The sequence below is a fragment of the Undibacterium sp. GW821-FHT07F11 genome, assembly GCF_059418665.1.
In genome coordinates this window covers 230870-247861 of sequence record NZ_JBWKQH010000005.1, presented here as the reverse complement: position 1 = coordinate 247861, position 16992 = coordinate 230870, and the positions used below count along the sequence as shown (strand labels likewise).

At 50.3% G+C, this 16992-nt stretch carries 17 protein-coding genes; 9 read left to right on the top strand and 8 right to left on the bottom strand.

What is annotated here, in order from left to right:
• Positions 1-11: 11 nt before the first annotated feature.
• The 3 genes from AC07OI_RS14470 to AC07OI_RS14460 all read right to left on the bottom strand — a co-directional run bounded on the left by AC07OI_RS14470 (position 12) and on the right by AC07OI_RS14460 (position 3311).
• Positions 12-737, bottom strand: a complete 726-nt coding sequence (locus AC07OI_RS14470; protein WP_495257725.1) for a hypothetical protein — start codon at positions 735-737, stop codon at positions 12-14.
• 115 nt (positions 738-852) lie between these two features.
• Positions 853-1488: a lytic transglycosylase domain-containing protein gene (locus AC07OI_RS14465; protein WP_495257724.1), complete on the bottom strand. Its 636-nt coding sequence runs from the start codon at positions 1486-1488 to the stop codon at positions 853-855.
• Between the two features lie 86 nt (positions 1489-1574).
• A complete protein-coding gene (locus tag AC07OI_RS14460; protein ID WP_495257723.1) occupies positions 1575-3311 on the bottom strand; it encodes a proline--tRNA ligase in 1737 nt (578 codons plus the stop codon).
• A 224-nt stretch (positions 3312-3535) separates the two neighbouring features.
• Here AC07OI_RS14460 and AC07OI_RS14455 point away from each other — a divergent pair, with 224 nt between their 5' ends.
• Together AC07OI_RS14455 and AC07OI_RS14450 are read left to right on the top strand one after the other, a co-directional pair.
• A complete protein-coding gene (locus AC07OI_RS14455; RefSeq protein WP_495257722.1) occupies positions 3536-4135 on the top strand; it encodes an RNA pyrophosphohydrolase in 600 nt (199 codons plus the stop codon).
• Between the two features lie 3 nt (positions 4136-4138).
• Positions 4139-4645: a CNP1-like family protein gene (locus tag AC07OI_RS14450; RefSeq protein ID WP_492703439.1), complete on the top strand. Its 507-nt coding sequence runs from the start codon at positions 4139-4141 to the stop codon at positions 4643-4645.
• A gap of 77 nt (positions 4646-4722) precedes the next feature.
• Here AC07OI_RS14450 and proB read toward each other — a convergent pair whose 3' ends face one another.
• The 4 genes from proB to rplU form a co-directional block, all read right to left on the bottom strand.
• A complete protein-coding gene (gene proB, locus AC07OI_RS14445; RefSeq protein WP_495257721.1) occupies positions 4723-5841 on the bottom strand; it encodes a glutamate 5-kinase in 1119 nt (372 codons plus the stop codon).
• Between the two features lie 288 nt (positions 5842-6129).
• A complete protein-coding gene (obgE, locus tag AC07OI_RS14440; RefSeq protein ID WP_110255241.1) occupies positions 6130-7242 on the bottom strand; it encodes a GTPase ObgE in 1113 nt (370 codons plus the stop codon).
• 251 nt (positions 7243-7493) lie between these two features.
• On the bottom strand, positions 7494-7760 hold the full coding sequence (gene rpmA / locus AC07OI_RS14435; RefSeq protein ID WP_492703437.1) for a 50S ribosomal protein L27: 267 nt from the start codon (positions 7758-7760) through the stop codon (positions 7494-7496).
• Between the two features lie 46 nt (positions 7761-7806).
• On the bottom strand, positions 7807-8118 hold the full coding sequence (gene rplU / locus AC07OI_RS14430; protein WP_110255243.1) for a 50S ribosomal protein L21: 312 nt from the start codon (positions 8116-8118) through the stop codon (positions 7807-7809).
• Positions 8119-8380: 262 nt separating this feature from the next.
• Here rplU and ispB point away from each other — a divergent pair, with 262 nt between their 5' ends.
• The 7 genes from ispB to AC07OI_RS14395 all read left to right on the top strand — a co-directional run bounded on the left by ispB (position 8381) and on the right by AC07OI_RS14395 (position 15227).
• On the top strand, positions 8381-9361 hold the full coding sequence (gene ispB / locus AC07OI_RS14425) for an octaprenyl diphosphate synthase (protein WP_492703645.1): 981 nt from the start codon (positions 8381-8383) through the stop codon (positions 9359-9361).
• A gap of 324 nt (positions 9362-9685) precedes the next feature.
• Positions 9686-11416 carry a type IV-A pilus assembly ATPase PilB gene (gene pilB / locus AC07OI_RS14420; protein ID WP_492703436.1) on the top strand — a complete coding sequence of 577 codons (1731 nt, stop codon included), beginning with the start codon at positions 9686-9688 and terminating at the stop codon, positions 11414-11416.
• Positions 11417-11431: 15 nt separating this feature from the next.
• Entirely contained in the window at positions 11432-12667 is a 1236-nt protein-coding gene (locus AC07OI_RS14415) for a type II secretion system F family protein (RefSeq protein ID WP_492703435.1), read from the top strand.
• Positions 12667-13527: a prepilin peptidase gene (locus AC07OI_RS14410; protein ID WP_492703434.1), complete on the top strand. Its 861-nt coding sequence runs from the start codon at positions 12667-12669 to the stop codon at positions 13525-13527. Before AC07OI_RS14415 ends, AC07OI_RS14410 begins: the two co-directional genes overlap by 1 nt.
• Positions 13527-14153 carry a dephospho-CoA kinase gene (gene coaE / locus AC07OI_RS14405; protein ID WP_492703433.1) on the top strand — a complete coding sequence of 209 codons (627 nt, stop codon included), beginning with the start codon at positions 13527-13529 and terminating at the stop codon, positions 14151-14153. Before AC07OI_RS14410 ends, coaE begins: the two co-directional genes overlap by 1 nt.
• Positions 14154-14289: 136 nt before the next feature.
• Positions 14290-15045, top strand: coding sequence for a cell division protein ZapD (gene zapD / locus AC07OI_RS14400; protein WP_492703644.1), 756 nt, complete (start codon positions 14290-14292; stop codon positions 15043-15045).
• 2 nt (positions 15046-15047) lie between these two features.
• Positions 15048-15227: a DNA gyrase inhibitor YacG gene (locus AC07OI_RS14395; RefSeq protein ID WP_162039882.1), complete on the top strand. Its 180-nt coding sequence runs from the start codon at positions 15048-15050 to the stop codon at positions 15225-15227.
• Between the two features lie 180 nt (positions 15228-15407).
• Here AC07OI_RS14395 and AC07OI_RS14390 read toward each other — a convergent pair whose 3' ends face one another.
• Positions 15408-16964 carry a sigma-54-dependent transcriptional regulator gene (locus AC07OI_RS14390; protein WP_495257720.1) on the bottom strand — a complete coding sequence of 519 codons (1557 nt, stop codon included), beginning with the start codon at positions 16962-16964 and terminating at the stop codon, positions 15408-15410.
• Between the last annotated feature and the right edge of the window lie 28 nt (positions 16965-16992).

The following is a 16992-nucleotide window of genomic DNA, read 5'->3' as shown; positions in this document are numbered from 1 at the left end:
CTGCCCTCACCTCAATAACTGCCGCAACTGACAGTTTGTATGCCAGGAGTCCTGGTGATATCTGCGCCGGGCTTGGCACCTATCACACAATATGACCCTGCTGATGTCGTCACCTTGGTCATGGCGGTGCCATCTGACATGGTGATGTTCTGGTAGCTGGTGCCACGTGGGCGGGCAGCAGCTGCGACATTGATGCCGAATTGCACCATGGATGATTTTTCTGGCTTGATATCTGTCAGAATGCGGTTCGGCATTTCGCGCTCCACCTGCTTGATGACTTTGCTGATGTCACGCTGGATGACGACAGGGCTCTCACCAGTCAATGTGGGTGTGCCTGCTTCTGCATTCGCTGCCGGGACAGTGGTGATGCCTGTATCTGCGTTACTGGTAATGGGTATGCTGGGCGTAGCTGGCCCGGCCGGTGTGCGGGGTTTATTTGACACAGGCAATTGACTGGGTGGCAGCAGTGGTTTGGTCGCAGGCACAAACTTCTCAGGCTTGTGTTGTTCTGGTGCTTCCAGCATGCGCACAACAAACGCCAGTGGGGCGCTCGCTTCGTTTTTATGCCTGGTGATACTTGGCCATAATATGATTAACAAGAGGTGGACAAGCAATACCGTCAGCAACAATTGCCAGCGTGAGCGCAATAGTTTACGCCAGTCTGTACTGCCAAATTCTTGGTGGTAATAGAGTGCCTGCATGTCCGGTCTTGGTTTATCCTGAATATGATCGGGCATTTTGGAATGCCCGATCATACTTGACCCGTCATTTATTAAAAGGATAGTTTTACAAGACTTGGAGTAGCGTCAATTGCTACCTGAGCAGCGAGGCCGATTTTACTCAACAAATGAATCAGCCGGTGAATTCCCAGTTCTTCCAGTTGGACAGTACGGCTTTTGGATATTCAGGGCGGCCACGGCTACCATTGTAGCGACCCAGGGCCAGGTAAAGATCACCCTTTTCCATATCTATGTACAGTCGCAAAATCGAGCAGCCATAACGCAGGTTTGTCTGCATCTGAAACAGTTTTTTTGCGTCGCCATCACCAATCACGCGCGACCAGAATGGCATGACCTGCATATAACCGCGCGCACCAACCACAGAAGTCGCATACTTGCGGAAGGCAGACTCTACCTGTATCAAACCCATGACCATGGCAACATCCAGACCAGCTCGCTTGGATTCATACCAGATGGCATCCAGCAATTCCTTGCGGGTCTGCAAATCGGGGATGCGCCGCTTCAGGCGGGTGGCCATCTCCCCCTGCCAGTTGAGGTATTTAATACGTTCTTCGATATTGGCAAACGTAGGTTTAGGTGGCGTGGAATCAGACACAGCTTTGGCCAGCGCAAGACGTACAGAGTCTGCCATGGCTTCTTCTTTTTGATTACCGGCTTGCGCTGGTAACACAGAAACCGCCAGCAGGCAGACAGCCAGATGCAGAGTGGATTTTTTCCACCCTGCATACATCACATGGATCACTTGCATGGCTTGCAGACCAAACTTGCTGCTATCGCTACATCTTCCTTTGCACCAGACGCAAAAGCGCAAGAAAAAATACTTCATCCTGCGGCTTATTTATCAGCCATCTTGGCCTGGATGAAGGCCAGCATCCCGGCCACAGGCACAATGCTGGCTTCAGTATCACGACGGCCCAGATATTCCAGCTTGCCTTCCTTGAGGCCACGGTCACCAATGACGACACGGTGCGGTACGCCTATCAGTTCCCAGTCCGCAAACATGGCACCAGGGCGTTCGCCACGGTCATCCAGTATCACGTCAACACCAGCCGCCAGCAAGGCGTGGTACAGCGATTCAGCCTCGGTCCTGACGGCTTCGCTGCGGTCCATGCCCATAGGGCAGATGACGACCTCAAACGGTGCAATCGCCGTTGGCCAGATAATGCCCTTGTCATCAAAATTCTGTTCTATGGCTGCGCCCAGGATGCGGGTGACGCCTATGCCATAACAACCCATTTGCAGTAATTGTGGCTTGCCGTTTTCATCAAGGAAAGTGGCTTTCATGTCGTCGGAATAGCGGGTGCCGAGCTGGAATACATGGCCAACTTCAATACCGCGCTGGATAGCCAGCACACCTTTGCCATCTGGTGATGGATCACCAGCCACGACATTGCGCAAATCAGCAACTGCTGGCTCAGGCAAATCGCGGCCCCAGTTGGCACCGGTGAAGTGGAAGTCAGTTTCATTCGCGCCACAGACAAAGTCAGCCATGTTGGCAACGGTTCTGTCAGCCACGATATTGACTGGTTTTTGTGTACCTATAGGGCCGAGGTAGCCTGGCTTGGTGCCAAAATGTTCGACAATTTCAGCCTCAGTCGCAAAGCGGTAGTTGGCCATGCCAGCGATCTTGCCTGCCTTGACTTCATTGAGTTCATGGTCACCGCGCAACAGCAGCAGCCAGATTTGTGCTGGCTTGCCGCTGTCTTTTTCTGCATCAACAGCCAGCACGATGGACTTGACCGTGGTTTCCAGCGGAATACCCAACAATTGCGCAACATCTTCACACTTGGCTTTACCAGGCGTGGCAGTCCTGGTCAGCGCGGCAGCAGCGGCTGGGCGGCTGGTTTGTGTCGGCAAAGCTTCTGCTGCTTCCATATTGGCGGCGTAATCAGAAGTCGGGCAATACACCAGCGCGTCTTCACCAGTGTCGGCAATGACGTGGAATTCATGTGAGCCAGAACCACCAATCGCGCCATTATCGGCAGCTACCGCACGGAATTCCAGGCCAAAACGCTGGAAGATACGGGTGTAGGCGTCGTACATGATTTCATAAGACTTTTGCATGCCTTCGACATCGCGGTCAAAGGAATAGGCATCCTTCATGGTGAACTCACGGCCACGCATGAGACCAAAACGTGGACGGCGCTCGTCACGGAACTTGGTCTGGATGTGATAGAAGTTCACCGGCAACTGGCGATAAGAGCGGATTTCTGTGCGTATGACATCCGTGATCGCTTCTTCCGAAGTAGGCTGGATGATGTAATCGCGGCCATGGCGGTCTTTGACGCGCATGAGCTCCGGGCCCATCTTGTCCCAGCGGCCAGTTTCTTGCCAGAGTTCTGCAGGTTGCACGACGGGCATCAGCATTTCTATCGCACCGGCGCGATTCATTTCTTCACGAACAATATTCTCTACTTTGCGGATAATACGCAAGCCCATGGGCATGTAGTTATAGATGCCGGAACCGAGGCGTTTAATCATGCCCGCACGCATCATCAGTTTATGGCTGACGATCTCGGCATCGGCAGGAGCTTCTTTCTGTGTAGAAATAAAAAATCGTGTAGCACGCATGACAGTGATTCTTTTTAAATGGAGGGTTATAATCAACTCAATTTTAAAGGATTAGCTGGCTAATGCGCCCACTCTTTGCACATTTGATGAAGGAAACTGCGATTTGTTCGCCTCCATGGGGGCTGTCCGCTGAAAAAAGCGGTATTTTTCGACGAAACAAACGCTCTCTACGCTATCTATTGCAGGAGCAAGCCGTTTAGCCACAGAAAGTTTTGAGGTTGAACATGCTGGATCGTGAAGGCTTCCGCCCTAACGTTGGCATAATTTTGCTAAACGCCAACAATGAAGTCTGGTGGGGAAAGCGGGTGCGCGAGCACTCCTGGCAATTCCCCCAGGGGGGCATTAAATATGGTGAGTCCCCAGAACAGGCCATGTACCGGGAACTCGAAGAAGAAACCGGCTTACTGCCTGAGCATGTCAAAGTCATAGGTCGTACCCGTGACTGGCTGCGCTATGAAGTGCCGGATCATTTTATCAAGCGTGAAATCCGCGGGCATTATCGCGGGCAAAAACAGATCTGGTTCCTGTTGCGCATGATAGGCCGTGATTGCGATGTCAATCTGCGGGCCAGCACCCATCCTGAATTTGATGCATGGCGCTGGCATGACTATTGGGTACCTCTGGATGTAGTGATTGAATTCAAGCGCGGCGTGTATCAACTGGCCTTGCAGGAATTGTCACGCTATGTGCACCGTACCGAGCATCCCAACTCCAATCGCAGCCGCTATTTGCGTAATCAGCAACAGTCGCAACAATCGCAGCAGTCGCAGCAGTCGCAAAAAAATCAGGATTGCAAGAAAACCGAGCCGGAAGAATCCAAATAATTTATGTTGAATAAAAAATTAGGTCATATCGTCATCATTACCCTCGCCTTGCTGCCAGTCAGCTTTGCCCATGCAGCGGACCTTGAAGAAGATGACAAGGAATGGCATGAAGTCGCGCTGCAATTGCCTGAAGCACCAAAGGCCGAAAATCTCTTGAATTTTTACAAGAGCCCCAGCCAGTCTTTTGCAATTGACACCAAGTCTCTCACCGTAGCAACGGATGGCACCATACGCTACACCTTGGTTGCCACCAGTTCTGGTGGTGCCAAGAACATCAGTTATGAAGGCCTGCGCTGTCAATCGTATGAAGTCAAACTATATGCCTTTGGCCGTCCGGACGGCACCTGGTCGCGTTCGCGCCGCAATCAGTGGGATGCCATCATCAACACTGGCGCCAACAAACAGCATGCTACTTTGTTCTCTGATTATTTTTGCGAAGGCAAAACCATAGCAGGCAAAGCCAGTGTGTTGCTGGACAAGCTGCGCGGGAAAAAGATGTCGTATTACTAAAATGCTGTAACAAGATGCAGGAATAAAATGGGCGGATGAATTTGAACAAATTCATCCGCCCATTTTTTATGTCTGATTTATAACAAAACCAAATTATCGCGGTGTATGAGTTCAGATTCTTCAACAAAACCAAGTATGAATTCAATTTCAGAAGAAGCATGGCGCTTGATGCGGCGTGCATCTGCGCTTGAATAGTTAATCAATCCCCTGGCCACTGACGTACCCGCTTCATCGCAAAGAGTAACTACTGCACCACGACTGAATTCACCGCGCACATCCAGCACGCCTATCGGCAACAAGGACTTGCCTTCGCGTGTCAGTTTTTGCACTGCGCCGGCATCCAGTACGACCTGGCCCAAGGTCTGTAGATGATCCATCATCCATTGCTTGCGCGCAGCCATTGGTGCCATTTGCGAAATCAATTGTGTACCTATGGCTTCACCTTGCGCCAGACGCAGCAAGACATTGTCTTCACGACCCCAGGCGATGACGGTATGCGCGCCTGAACGGGCACCTCGTTTTGCTGCCAGTATCTTGGTCAGCATGCCGCCACTGCCAAGACTGGAACCAGCACCGCCAGCCATGGCTTCCAGCGTCAGGTCACCTGCCCTGGCTTCATGGACGAAGGTGGCATTCGGGTCTTTGCGGGGGTCAGCGGTGTACAAGCCCTTTTGGTCGGTCAGGATAATGAGGGCATCGGCTTCAATCAAATTAGCGACCAGAGCACCAAGGGTGTCATTGTCACCAAACTTGATTTCATCAGTAACCACCGTGTCATTTTCATTGATGATGGGGACTATGCCCAGGCGCAGCAAGGTGAACAGCGTCGACCGCGCATTCAGGTAACGTTCACGGTCTGCCAGGTCGGCATGCGTCAATAAGATTTGAGCCGTACCTAGCTGATGCTCGCGAAAGCTGCTCTCGTAAATTTGTGCCAGGCCCATTTGGCCCACGGCAGCACAAGCCTGCAATTCGTGGATGGCGGTCGGTCGCTTGTCAAAACCCAGGCGTTGCCGGCCTTCAGCAATGGCACCGGAGCTGACCAGGACGACTTCCTTGCCCATGGCACGCAGGCCAGCGATCTGGGCAGCCCATTTGGCAATGGCTTGCTTGTCCAACCCCTTGCCATCATTGGTGACCAGAGATGAACCTACTTTGATAATCAAACGTTTTGCTTGCTGAATGACAGATTGCATAAATGAATACGAATGTGATTTGGCGACGCTGCCACTCTAAAGCGGCAAACAAATCAAAATTATACTTTATATGGATACTTTCGTTGCAATCTAAATTTAATTCACATTTAAAAGCTATATTCTACTTTTTATGAGATTTTCATTATTAAAAAGAAATTATTTCAATATCAAAATAATCATTGATATTCAATTGTTCGTGGGTACGAGGCGCTTGATGAACAATTGATTAGCAACTGATGATCAGTTAATGGCAGACATAAAAAAACCTGGCTTTCACCAGGTCTTTTTTTAGTCTTCTATTACTTTAAAACGCGGATCATCCGGATCAATGGACAAGATACCCTGCGCCTCTTCTTTCATCGTGGTTTCTTGCGAACGCTGTTCATGCGTACGCTTTTCTTCCAGATATTTATAGATTTCGGTCACCAGCTCTTCGCAACCTTCACGATTCAATGCGGAGATTTCAAAGACTGGGCCCTTCCAGGCAAAGCGCTTAATAAAGTCTTTAACCTTTTTCTTGCGCTCATCTTCAGTCAGCACGTCGAGCTTGTTGAGAACCAGCCAGCGTGGCTTCTCATACAGGCTTTCGTCGTATTTACGCAATTCCTTGATCAGGGCCTTGGCTTCTTTGACAGGGTCGACGGCTTCATCAAACGGTGCCAGATCAACGATGTGCAAGAGCAAACCTGTGCGCTGCAAATGCTTGAGGAACTGTATGCCCAGACCAGCACCATCAGCTGCGCCTTCGATCAGGCCAGGAATATCGGCGATGACGAAGCTTTTTTCATGGCTGACACGGACCATGCCCAGGTTAGGATGCAGGGTCGTGAAAGGATAATCAGCGATTTTCGGGCGTGCGTTCGATACTGCAGTAATGAAAGTCGACTTACCGGCATTTGGCAAACCCAGGAGACCTACGTCAGCCAGTACTTTCAATTCCAGGCGCAATTCACGGCGTTCACCTTCTTTACCATCAGAGCGCTGACGTGGCGCACGGTTGGTCGAAGTCTTGAAGTGGATATTACCCCAGCCGCCCTCGCCGCCTTTGACGAGTTCAACTTCCTGACCATGTTCAGTCAGATCGGCGATGACTTCATCGGTATTTCTGTCGCAAATTTGCGTGCCAACTGGCATGCGCAGACGGATATCGTCAGCGCCTTTGCCATAACAGTCTGCACCACGGCCATTTTCACCATCTTTGGCTTTATGCAATTTGGAATAGCGATAATCAACCAGAGTGTTGATATTACGGTCAGCTACAGCCCAGATACTGCCGCCACGGCCGCCATCCCCACCGTCAGGGCCGCCAAATGGACGGAATTTTTCACGGCAAAAGGATGCCACACCATTGCCACCATCGCCGGCGATTACTTCGATACGGGCTTCATCAATAAATTTCATTTTTACCACCTAAAAAAGCTTGTATAAATTTTTGTAACCTGATGGAACAATAAATTTATACAGGATTTCTTCAAATTAAAAGGGTAAACACCAAACTGCTTATGCAGGGCGTACTTACGGAGAGGTGAGCTTGCGGTAAAGGATTGCCGCAATGAGTTGGATCGGAGACTGATCCAACTAAAAAGGCCCTACCGATGGCAGAGCCTTTTTATCATACTGGCTTGCGCCCTGCTTTGAATTACTTCAAAGCATTACGCTGCTGCGTCTGCAACTACAATTGCGAACTGGTGACGTGCTGCACCTTTGATTGCGAATTGTACTTTGCCGTTAACCAGTGCGAACAAAGTATGGTCTTTGCCCATACCAACGTTTTCACCAGCGTGTACGCGAGTGCCGCGTTGACGAATGATGATACCGCCAGCATTGATAGCCTGGCCGCCGTAAACTTTAACGCCAAGGCGTTTTGATTCTGAGTCACGACCGTTGCGCGTGGTGCCGCCGCCTTTTTTGTGTGCCATTTTTAATTAGCTCCTTATACAGGTAGATTGATTGCTGATCTACAGATTAGCCGTTGATAGAAACGATTTGCAATTCAGTGTAGTTTTGGCGATGGCCTTGACGTTTCTGATAGTGCTTACGACGACGCATTTTGAAAATGCGCACTTTGTCGTGACGACCGTGATCTATAACCTTAGCCAGCACCGTAGCACCTGCGACCAATGGAGCACCAAATTTAATGGTCTCGCCAGCGCCCAATGCGAGCACTTGATCAATGGTGATTTCGGAGCCAATGTCTGCAGGTATCTGTTCTACTTTAAGTTTTTCACCAGCGACAACTTTATATTGTTTGCCACCGGTTTTTATGACCGCGTACATGTGAAACCTCATCAAATAAAAATTAGGAATTTTCTCCCCGCCAGACAAAAACACACCTGGGAAGTCGGGAAAACCCCAAATTGTACATAATCCAGCCAAAAGCGTCAAAGACTATTTGCATATTTTTTCAGCACACCCATAGTAAACAAGCAATTGGCTGCTGATAAATGGATGAAGCGCAAGAGAACTGGTGCAATTCAAGCAAATACCAGCACTGCATCGTATAATCGCGCTCATCCCGGATTCTTATGCAGGTTCTCCCTTGTCTGCCACAAACAACCAAAACCCCATCACTGAACTGATCGCCGTCGATATGGACGAAGTGAATCAGGTAATTCGCAACAAATTGCACTCAGAAGTTGCCCTGGTCAACCAGATCGCTGAATACATCATCAGCGCAGGTGGCAAACGCATACGCCCGGTACTGGTCCTGCTGGTGGCAAATGCTTTCCAGTATAAGGGCAAGCATCATCATGAGCTGGCCGCCATCGTCGAATTCATCCATACAGCTACCCTGTTGCATGATGACGTGGTGGATGAGTCCTCCATGCGCCGTGGCCGCAAGACCGCCAATGCTTTGTTTGGTAATGCTGCCTCAGTGCTGGTCGGTGACTTTTTGTATTCTCGCGCCTTCCAGATGATGGTGTCCATCAATAGCATGCAAATCATGCAAATCCTGGCGGATGCAACGAATGTCATCGCTGAAGGCGAAGTTTTGCAGTTGCTGAATATGCATGACCCTGACGTGACTGAAGAACGCTACCTGCAGGTAATACGCTCAAAAACCGCCAAGCTGTTTGAAGCGGCAGCAGAAATCGGTGCACTCATCGCTGGAGCCAATCAGGCAGAGATCGAAGCTGCCGGCGAATATGGCCGATCTTTGGGTACGGCTTTTCAATTGATTGATGATGTGCTGGATTATTCTGGCAATGCCGAAGACATAGGCAAAAACGTTGGCGATGACTTGCGCGAAGGCAAACCTACCCTGCCTTTGATCTATCTGATGAAAAACGGTACGGCAGAAGAACGCGAACTGGTGCGCGCCTGCATAGAAAACGGCGATGAATCCAAATTTGATGCCATACTGGCTGCAATTACTCAGTCAGGTGCGCTTGCATATACACAAAATGAAGCTGTGAAAGCGGCGGACCGTGCAGCCGCTGCCATTTCAGCCTGGCCAGACAATCAGTATAAACAGGCAATGGTCAAGCTGTGCGCCTTTGCAGTTGGCAGGAATCATTAAATCGCAAATTGAGTGGATTTAACAGATTGTTACAAAATTAAGCAGGGTCGCACCCCTGCTTAAAATCCGTGCGCCGCCACGGAAATAAAAGACTGGTAAATTCGGCGTGGCAATTTGCCAGAAAACATTCTATACAGAGTAAAGAAGCGGTAAATCTTTGTCGTCAATAGCAGATAGATTTAAAACTTGATGCAGCTGTTGCAGCGCTGCATTTTTTGCCCATTCCCAGGCCTGCGCGCTAGGGAACGACTTTACAAATAACAGGCTTAGTTGCATTATCCTGAAGCAACTGATTGTATTGGCAAATTTTACTCAAAAGATCCTATGTCCGCAGTCTTACCAAATTCAGCATCCCAGATGCCAAGCTCTGGCCTGGCAAGAGCGTTGACGCAGGCCAACTTATTGACCCCTGCCCAGGTTGACACTGTCAATAAGAAAGCACAGGCAGATAAAAGCGGTTTCATTGATGCACTGACGCAAAGTGGCACGGTCAGCGCGCGCGATCTGGCAACATTTTGCTCAGACGCCTTTGGCTACCCCTTGCTGGATTTATCACTGATCAATGAGTCACAGATCCCCGAAAAACTGGTCGATCAAAAACTCATGCAGTCGCAGCGCCTGATTGCCATTGCCAAAAAAGGCAATAAAGTCTCGCTGGCGATATCTGACCCGACCAATAACTCTGCCCTGGATCAGGTCAAATTCCAGACTGGCCTGGGCATAGACATTATCATCGTGCAACACGATGCCTTGGTCAAATTACTGGAAAAACTGGGTAAGTCTTCTGAACAAAGTCTGAACGAAATCGGTGGCGATGAATTTGAGCTGGAATTCAAGGAAGATGATCTCGGCGCAGGTGCAGCTGCAGAAGCGCAAGCAACAGAAATTGATGATGCACCTGTTGTCAAGTTCCTGCAAAAAATGCTGATTGACGCCATTAATCTTGGTGCATCAGATTTACATTTTGAGCCTTTCGAAAAATTCTATCGCATACGCTTCCGTGTCGACGGTGAGCTCCGGGAGATTGCCCAGCCACCACTGGCCATCAAGGACAAACTGTCTTCCCGTATCAAGGTTATTTCCAAACTCGACATCTCGGAAAAACGTATTCCGCAAGATGGTCGCATGAAATTGCAATTGAATGCCAACAAGTCCATCGACTTTCGTGTGAGCACCTTGCCTACCCTGTTTGGTGAAAAGATCGTTATGCGTATCCTGGACGGTTCGCAAGCGCAGATGGGTATTGATGCCCTGGGCTACGATCCAGACCATAAAGCCATTTTGCTGGATGCCATTCAACGCCCCTACGGCATGGTGCTGGTCACAGGGCCCACAGGCTCCGGCAAAACTGTCTCTCTGTACACTTGCCTTAACGTTATCAATAAGCCTGGCATCAATATTTCGACGGCAGAAGATCCGGCGGAGATTAACTTGCCTGGCGTAAATCAGGTCAACGTCAACGACAAAGCTGGCCTGACTTTTGCCGTGGCCCTGAAGTCTTTCTTGCGTCAGGATCCTGATGTCATCATGGTCGGTGAGATTCGCGACCTGGAAACCGCCGATATTGCCATCAAGGCTGCGCAAACCGGCCACATGGTGTTTTCCACTCTGCATACCAATGATGCGCCAGCCACCCTGACCCGCTTGATGAATATGGGTGTGGCCCCGTTTAATATCGCTTCATCTGTCATCCTGATTACGGCACAAAGGCTGGCACGCCGTCTGTGCACTTGCAAGAAACCTGTTGAGATACTCGATGAAGTCTTGCTGCAGGCCGGTTTCAAGGATGATGATCTGGATGGTACCTGGAAGCCTTATGGCCCGGTAGGTTGCGAACGCTGTAATGGCGGCGGTTATAAGGGGCGTGTCGGCATCTACCAGTTGATGCCTATTTCAGAGCCTATAGAACGCCTGATTCTTGCCAGCGCCGGTGCCCTTGATATTGAAGAACAGGCACAACGCGAGGGTATCAGGAATTTACGTCAATCCGGATTAATGAAAGTCAGACAGGGACTGACCAGCCTCGAAGAAGTCCTCGGATGTACCAACGAATAATAAGAGAAAATTAATATGGCAACCAATCTGGCAAAATCGGCAAAAGCAGGCCAACCCAAAGAGCAATTGTATGCCTGGGAAGGCAAGGACAAATTTGGCAAGGTCGTCAGGGGTGAGACACGTGCTGGCGGTGAAGCCATCGTGAATGCCACCTTGCGCAGACAAGGCATCCTTGTTACCAAATTAAAAAAGAAGAGTTATACCTCGGGCAAGGCAATTACTGACAAGGACATCACCTTGTTCACGCGCCAATTGGCTACCATGATGAAGGCAGGTGTACCTCTGTTGCAATCTTTTGATATTGTGTCTAAAGGCCATAGCAACCCCTCAGTGTCCAAGTTATTGCAGGATATCCGTGGTGACGTAGAAACCGGGACCAGCCTGAACGCGGCTTTCCGCAAATTTCCACTGTATTTTGACCCGCTGTTCTGTAATCTGGTGGGTGCAGGTGAGCAAGCTGGTATTCTGGAAGACTTGCTGACCCGTCTGGCCATCTACAAAGAAAAAACCATGGCCATCAAGGCCAAGATCAAGTCAGCACTGACTTATCCTATTGCCATTCTGGGTATCGCTTTCATCGTCACCGCCGTTATCATGATCTGGGTGGTTCCTGCGTTTAAACAGGCGTTCAGCAGCTTTGGCGCAGAGTTACCGGCACCAACACTGATCGTCATGAACATTTCTGACAATTTCGTCAAATACTGGTACATCATCTTTGGTGGCCTGTTTGGCAGTATTTACTTCTTTTTCCAGACATGGCGCCGCTCATTGAAAATGCAGCAAACCATGGATAGATTGCTGTTACAGGCACCGATTTTTGGCGATGTGATAAAAAAAGCAACCATAGCCCGCTGGACGCGCACGCTGGCGACCATGTTTGCGGCGGGTGTACCTTTGGTTGAATCGCTGGATTCTGTTGGTGGCGCTGCCGGTAATGCCGTCTATCTGGATGCGACGATCAAAATCCAGACTGAAGTTAGTACAGGTACCAGCCTGACGGTAGCCATGCAAAATTCCAATGTATTCCCATCCATGGTCACCCAAATGGTGGCGATCGGTGAAGAATCAGGCGCGCTGGATCAAATGCTGGGTAAAGTTGCCGACTTTTATGAAGATGAAGTTGATGAAGCCGTTGCTGCACTATCGAGTCTGATGGAGCCTATCATCATGGTGATTCTCGGTGTGGTCATTGGTGGTCTGGTGGTTGCCATGTACTTGCCTATCTTCAAAATGGGTTCGGTTGCGGGATAATGGAAGTATTACTTTTTGCAATGCCGCATGATTATTTGTCCACAATAGCCTTCGGGCTATTGGGGCTCTTGATCGGCAGCTTTTTGAATGTGGTGATCTACCGTCTGCCAAAAATGTACTTGCGCGAGGTAGATAATTTTGTTGCCGAGCAACGCCAGGAAGAATTGCCACATCAGGATAAATTCAATCTGATGCTGCCAGGGTCTGCCTGCCCGCATTGTGGGCACAAGATTACTGAACTGGAAAATATACCGGTCATCAGCTACCTCGTCATTGGTGGCAAATGCACAGGCTGCAAGGCCAAAATCTCCATACGCTATCCGCTGATAGAGGCACTGACGGCCTTGCTCACTGCGGGCATGATCTGGCACTTCGGTAGTGGCGTAGTCGGCATGGCTGCCGTGGTTTTCGTCTGGCTGCTGATCGCCATGACTTTCATCGACCTTGATCACAAATTGCTGCTGGACGACCTGACGCTGGGTTTGATGTGGCTGGGTTTGCTGCTCAATGCCTACGGCGGCTTTGTCCCCTTGAAAGACGCGGTATTAGGTGCCGTTATCGGATACCTGTCACTGTGGTCCGTCTACTGGATTTATAAGCTGACACGCGGCAAAGAAGGTTTTGGCTATGGTGATTTTAAATTGCTGGCAGCCTTTGGCGCATGGATGGGCTGGAGCATGCTGCCTGTCATTATTTTATTATCAACATTGGTTGGTTCTATCATAGGCATCGCACAAATCGTCTCGAAGAAATTTGGTTGGGAAACTGAGATACCTTTTGGCCCCTATCTGACTGGTGCCGGTTTGATTGCCCTGATCTGGGGCCGGCAAATTGTCGACTTTTATCTGAGTACCTTGTAATGACCGGGGGAGTTTCATCTGGATTTTCACTGGGTCTGACAGGTGGCATAGGCAGTGGTAAAACCACGATTGCCAATATGCTGGGCGAACTGGGCGCAGCGCTCATTGATACCGACCTGATCGCCCATCAGTTGACAGTACCGGGTGGCTTGGCCATCCCCGCCATACGCACACAATTTGGTGACGAATTTATCGCAGCAGATGGTGCCATGGACAGAGCTGCCATACGACAACTGGTGTTTGCAGATGTTGCGCAAAAACTCAAGCTGGAAGCCATACTGCATCCATTGATACGCACGGAAACCGAGCGCGCGGCGGCAGCAGCCAAGGGCGATTACCGCATTTTTGTCGTCCCCCTGCTGGTTGAGTCTGGCAACTGGAAGAAACGAGTAGACCGTATTCTGGTAGTCGATTGTGATGAAGAGACGCAGATCAGGCGCGTCATGTCACGCAATCAGTTAAGCAGGGAGCAGGTAGTAGCGATCATGCGTAACCAGGCCACAAGACAGGACAGACTGGCTGCAGCAGATGATGTCATCGTCAATGACGGTGACCTGAAAAATATACGGGAAGAAGTTTTACGTCTGCACAGGCAGTATCTGATTTTTGCAGGGAGCAACAAGTGAAGATGCGCAGCGCATGCAACATTTCCCTACAAAAAAATATAATGGAAATCTGCACGCGGTGTTTGTAATTTCACACAGTATGGTTCAGAATCATGTGCAGCTTTGATTGGCACCAAATTTTGACAGGGAAACTATTTTGATTGTTTACGAATACCCTTTTAACGAGCGTATTCGCACGTTATTGCGGCTGGAAGACTTATACGAAAAATTCACGTTTTTCTTACATCAGTCTGACCCCATGCAGCATCACGTTGCCCTTGCCACCATTTTCGAAATGTTGGAAGTCGCTGGTCGTGCCGACCTCAAATCCGATCTCTTGCAAGAACTCGAAAGACAAAGACATACGCTCATCAGTTTCAAATCCAATCCCAATGTGCAGGCAGACATGCTGGACAAAGTGTTGGATGACGTAGACCGCGCCAGTAGCGGCCTGGTTGGCAGCACAGGAAAAACCGGCCAGAACGTGCGTGACAATGAATGGCTGATGAGCATACGCGGCCGCACCATCATCCCTGGCGGGGCCTGCGAATTTGACTTGCCCAGCTACCATGCCTGGCAAAAAAATCCGGCAGAAAAGCGCTTTGCCGACATCAGCGCCTGGTTTGCCCCTATCGCCCCGCTGTTTGATGCCATTAATGTGGTCTTGCGCCTGCTACGTGAATCTGGCGCCACATCGAAAGTCATTGCCCAGGCTGGCAGCTATCAGCAGATGCTGCAAGGCAAGGTTTATCAGCTATTGCGTGTCAATGTCCTGCAAGAACTTGGGGCCATACCCGAAATTTCTGCCAATAAATATATGTTGTGGATACGTTTTATGTCCCAGGATGGCGACATGAAGCCCAAGGCCTACGAAAACGATATCCCGTTTGACCTGACTCTCTGTAATTTCTGAACATGGCTACTTTTGTTGATTGTCCCACCTGCAAAACCAAGGTGGAATGGAAAGAAGCGAACCGCTGGCGTCCTTTTTGCTCTGAACGCTGCAAGCAAATTGATCTGGGTGCCTGGGCTGAAGAGAAATACACAATACCTGCAGTCAACTTACCTGAAGACCCGGAAGAACTGGCTGAATAAGCCACGTCACTGACTTAGAACGTGTTTACGATCTGTAGCGGGCGTGCGTCAGCGGGGTCAGCGTAATATAAAACGCAGCGCAAAAAGCGAAATGTACTTTAGTACATGAGCCTTTTGAGCAGCGCATGAGCCCCCGCATGAACTCCGGTTGCGCTCGCGCTCAAGATCGTCAACATGTTTTTAGCGTTTTTGCGGGATACCGTATTTACGCAGCTTAGTGGCGATCATTGAGTGCGAAGTCGCCAGGCGTGTCGCCAGCTTGCGGCTGGATGGATATTGCGGATACAGGTTTTCCAGCAAACTGCGTTCAAAGGCGTTCACTGACAACTCCCAGCTCTCGGTGGCATCGCTCTTCACCACTTCTGCCGTAATACTGCCTTCGGCCCAATCGAGGTCTGCCGCTTCCAGCACGCGCTGGTCTGACATGGTAATTGCACGGAACACCACATTCTGCAATTGCCTGACATTGCCAGGCCAGTGGTTGGATACCAGGGCTGCACAGGCCGATGAATTCAAACGACATACCGGTTTTTGCGCCTGGGTACACGCACGTTCTATGAAATGCCTGGCTAACGGCAAAATATCGTCAGGACGTTCGCGCAGCGCTGGCATTTCCAGGTGCAAGACATTCAGGCGGTAAAACAGATCTTCACGGAAACTGCCTTCCTGCACCATCTTGCGCAAGTTCCTGTGAGTGGCGCTGATGATGCGCACATTCACCTTGACCTCTTTATCACTGCCTATGCGGCGGAACTTGCCGTCATTCAGGAAGCGCAGGAGTTTGGCCTGCAGGTACAGCGACATCTCGCCTATCTCATCGAGAAAGACCGTACCACCGTCAGCCATTTCAAACAGGCCAGGCTTGCCGCCGCGCTGGGCACCGGTGAAGGCGCCGGACATATAGCCAAATAATTCGCTCTCGGCAAGGCTTTCTGGCAAGGCTGCGCAATTCAGTTCCAGGAAAGCCGCACTACTGCGGCCGCTGACACCGTGGCAAGCCTGAGCCAGCAATTCCTTGCCGGTACCGGTCTCGCCTGTGATCAGCAAAGGCGCATCGACCACGGCCACGCGCGCTGCCTTGGTTTTCAGGCTGCGTATCTGTTCTGATTCACCGATGATGAAATGAAAGCCGCTACCTTCTGAGTGTTGCAAGGCATGCAGACGGTCGCCTATGCGGGTAGGAGCGTGGAAGGTCAGCACCGCACCTACCGAGCGACCATGGGTAATATCAAGACCCTGAGGCTCTGATACCGGCGTCACATCCATGAAATAAGGCTCACCATTCAGGCTGACTTCACGACTGGGCAGGCGGAAACCGCAGCTGACCAATTCTTCCTGTATGCCAGCATCATCGAGCACCTGGTTCAGGCTGCGCTGGCACAGACTGGTTTCACTCATGCGGGTTGCCGTGGCAGCAGCAACATTGGCAATCACGATATGCCCGCTGGCATCAATCGCCAGCACCGGATCCTCCATGACGGCCATCATGGTATCGAGATTGAGACGACGACGTATGCCGGGCAAGACATCCAGCACCTTGATTTCACCCACCCCACGTACAGACTGGCAGTCAGCCTGTAATGAGGGGAGCATGAATTCCAGCAGTTCAGGGCTGTCGATATATATATTGGGTGGATCAACTTCAACCGCCACCACATTGAGCCCGCGACGCGCCAATACCGCCAGTATTTCGTGGGCAATACCTACTCTGTCCTTGAACTGGATATTGATGCGCATGCGTTGCTTTGTGATGAAACGATGAAAG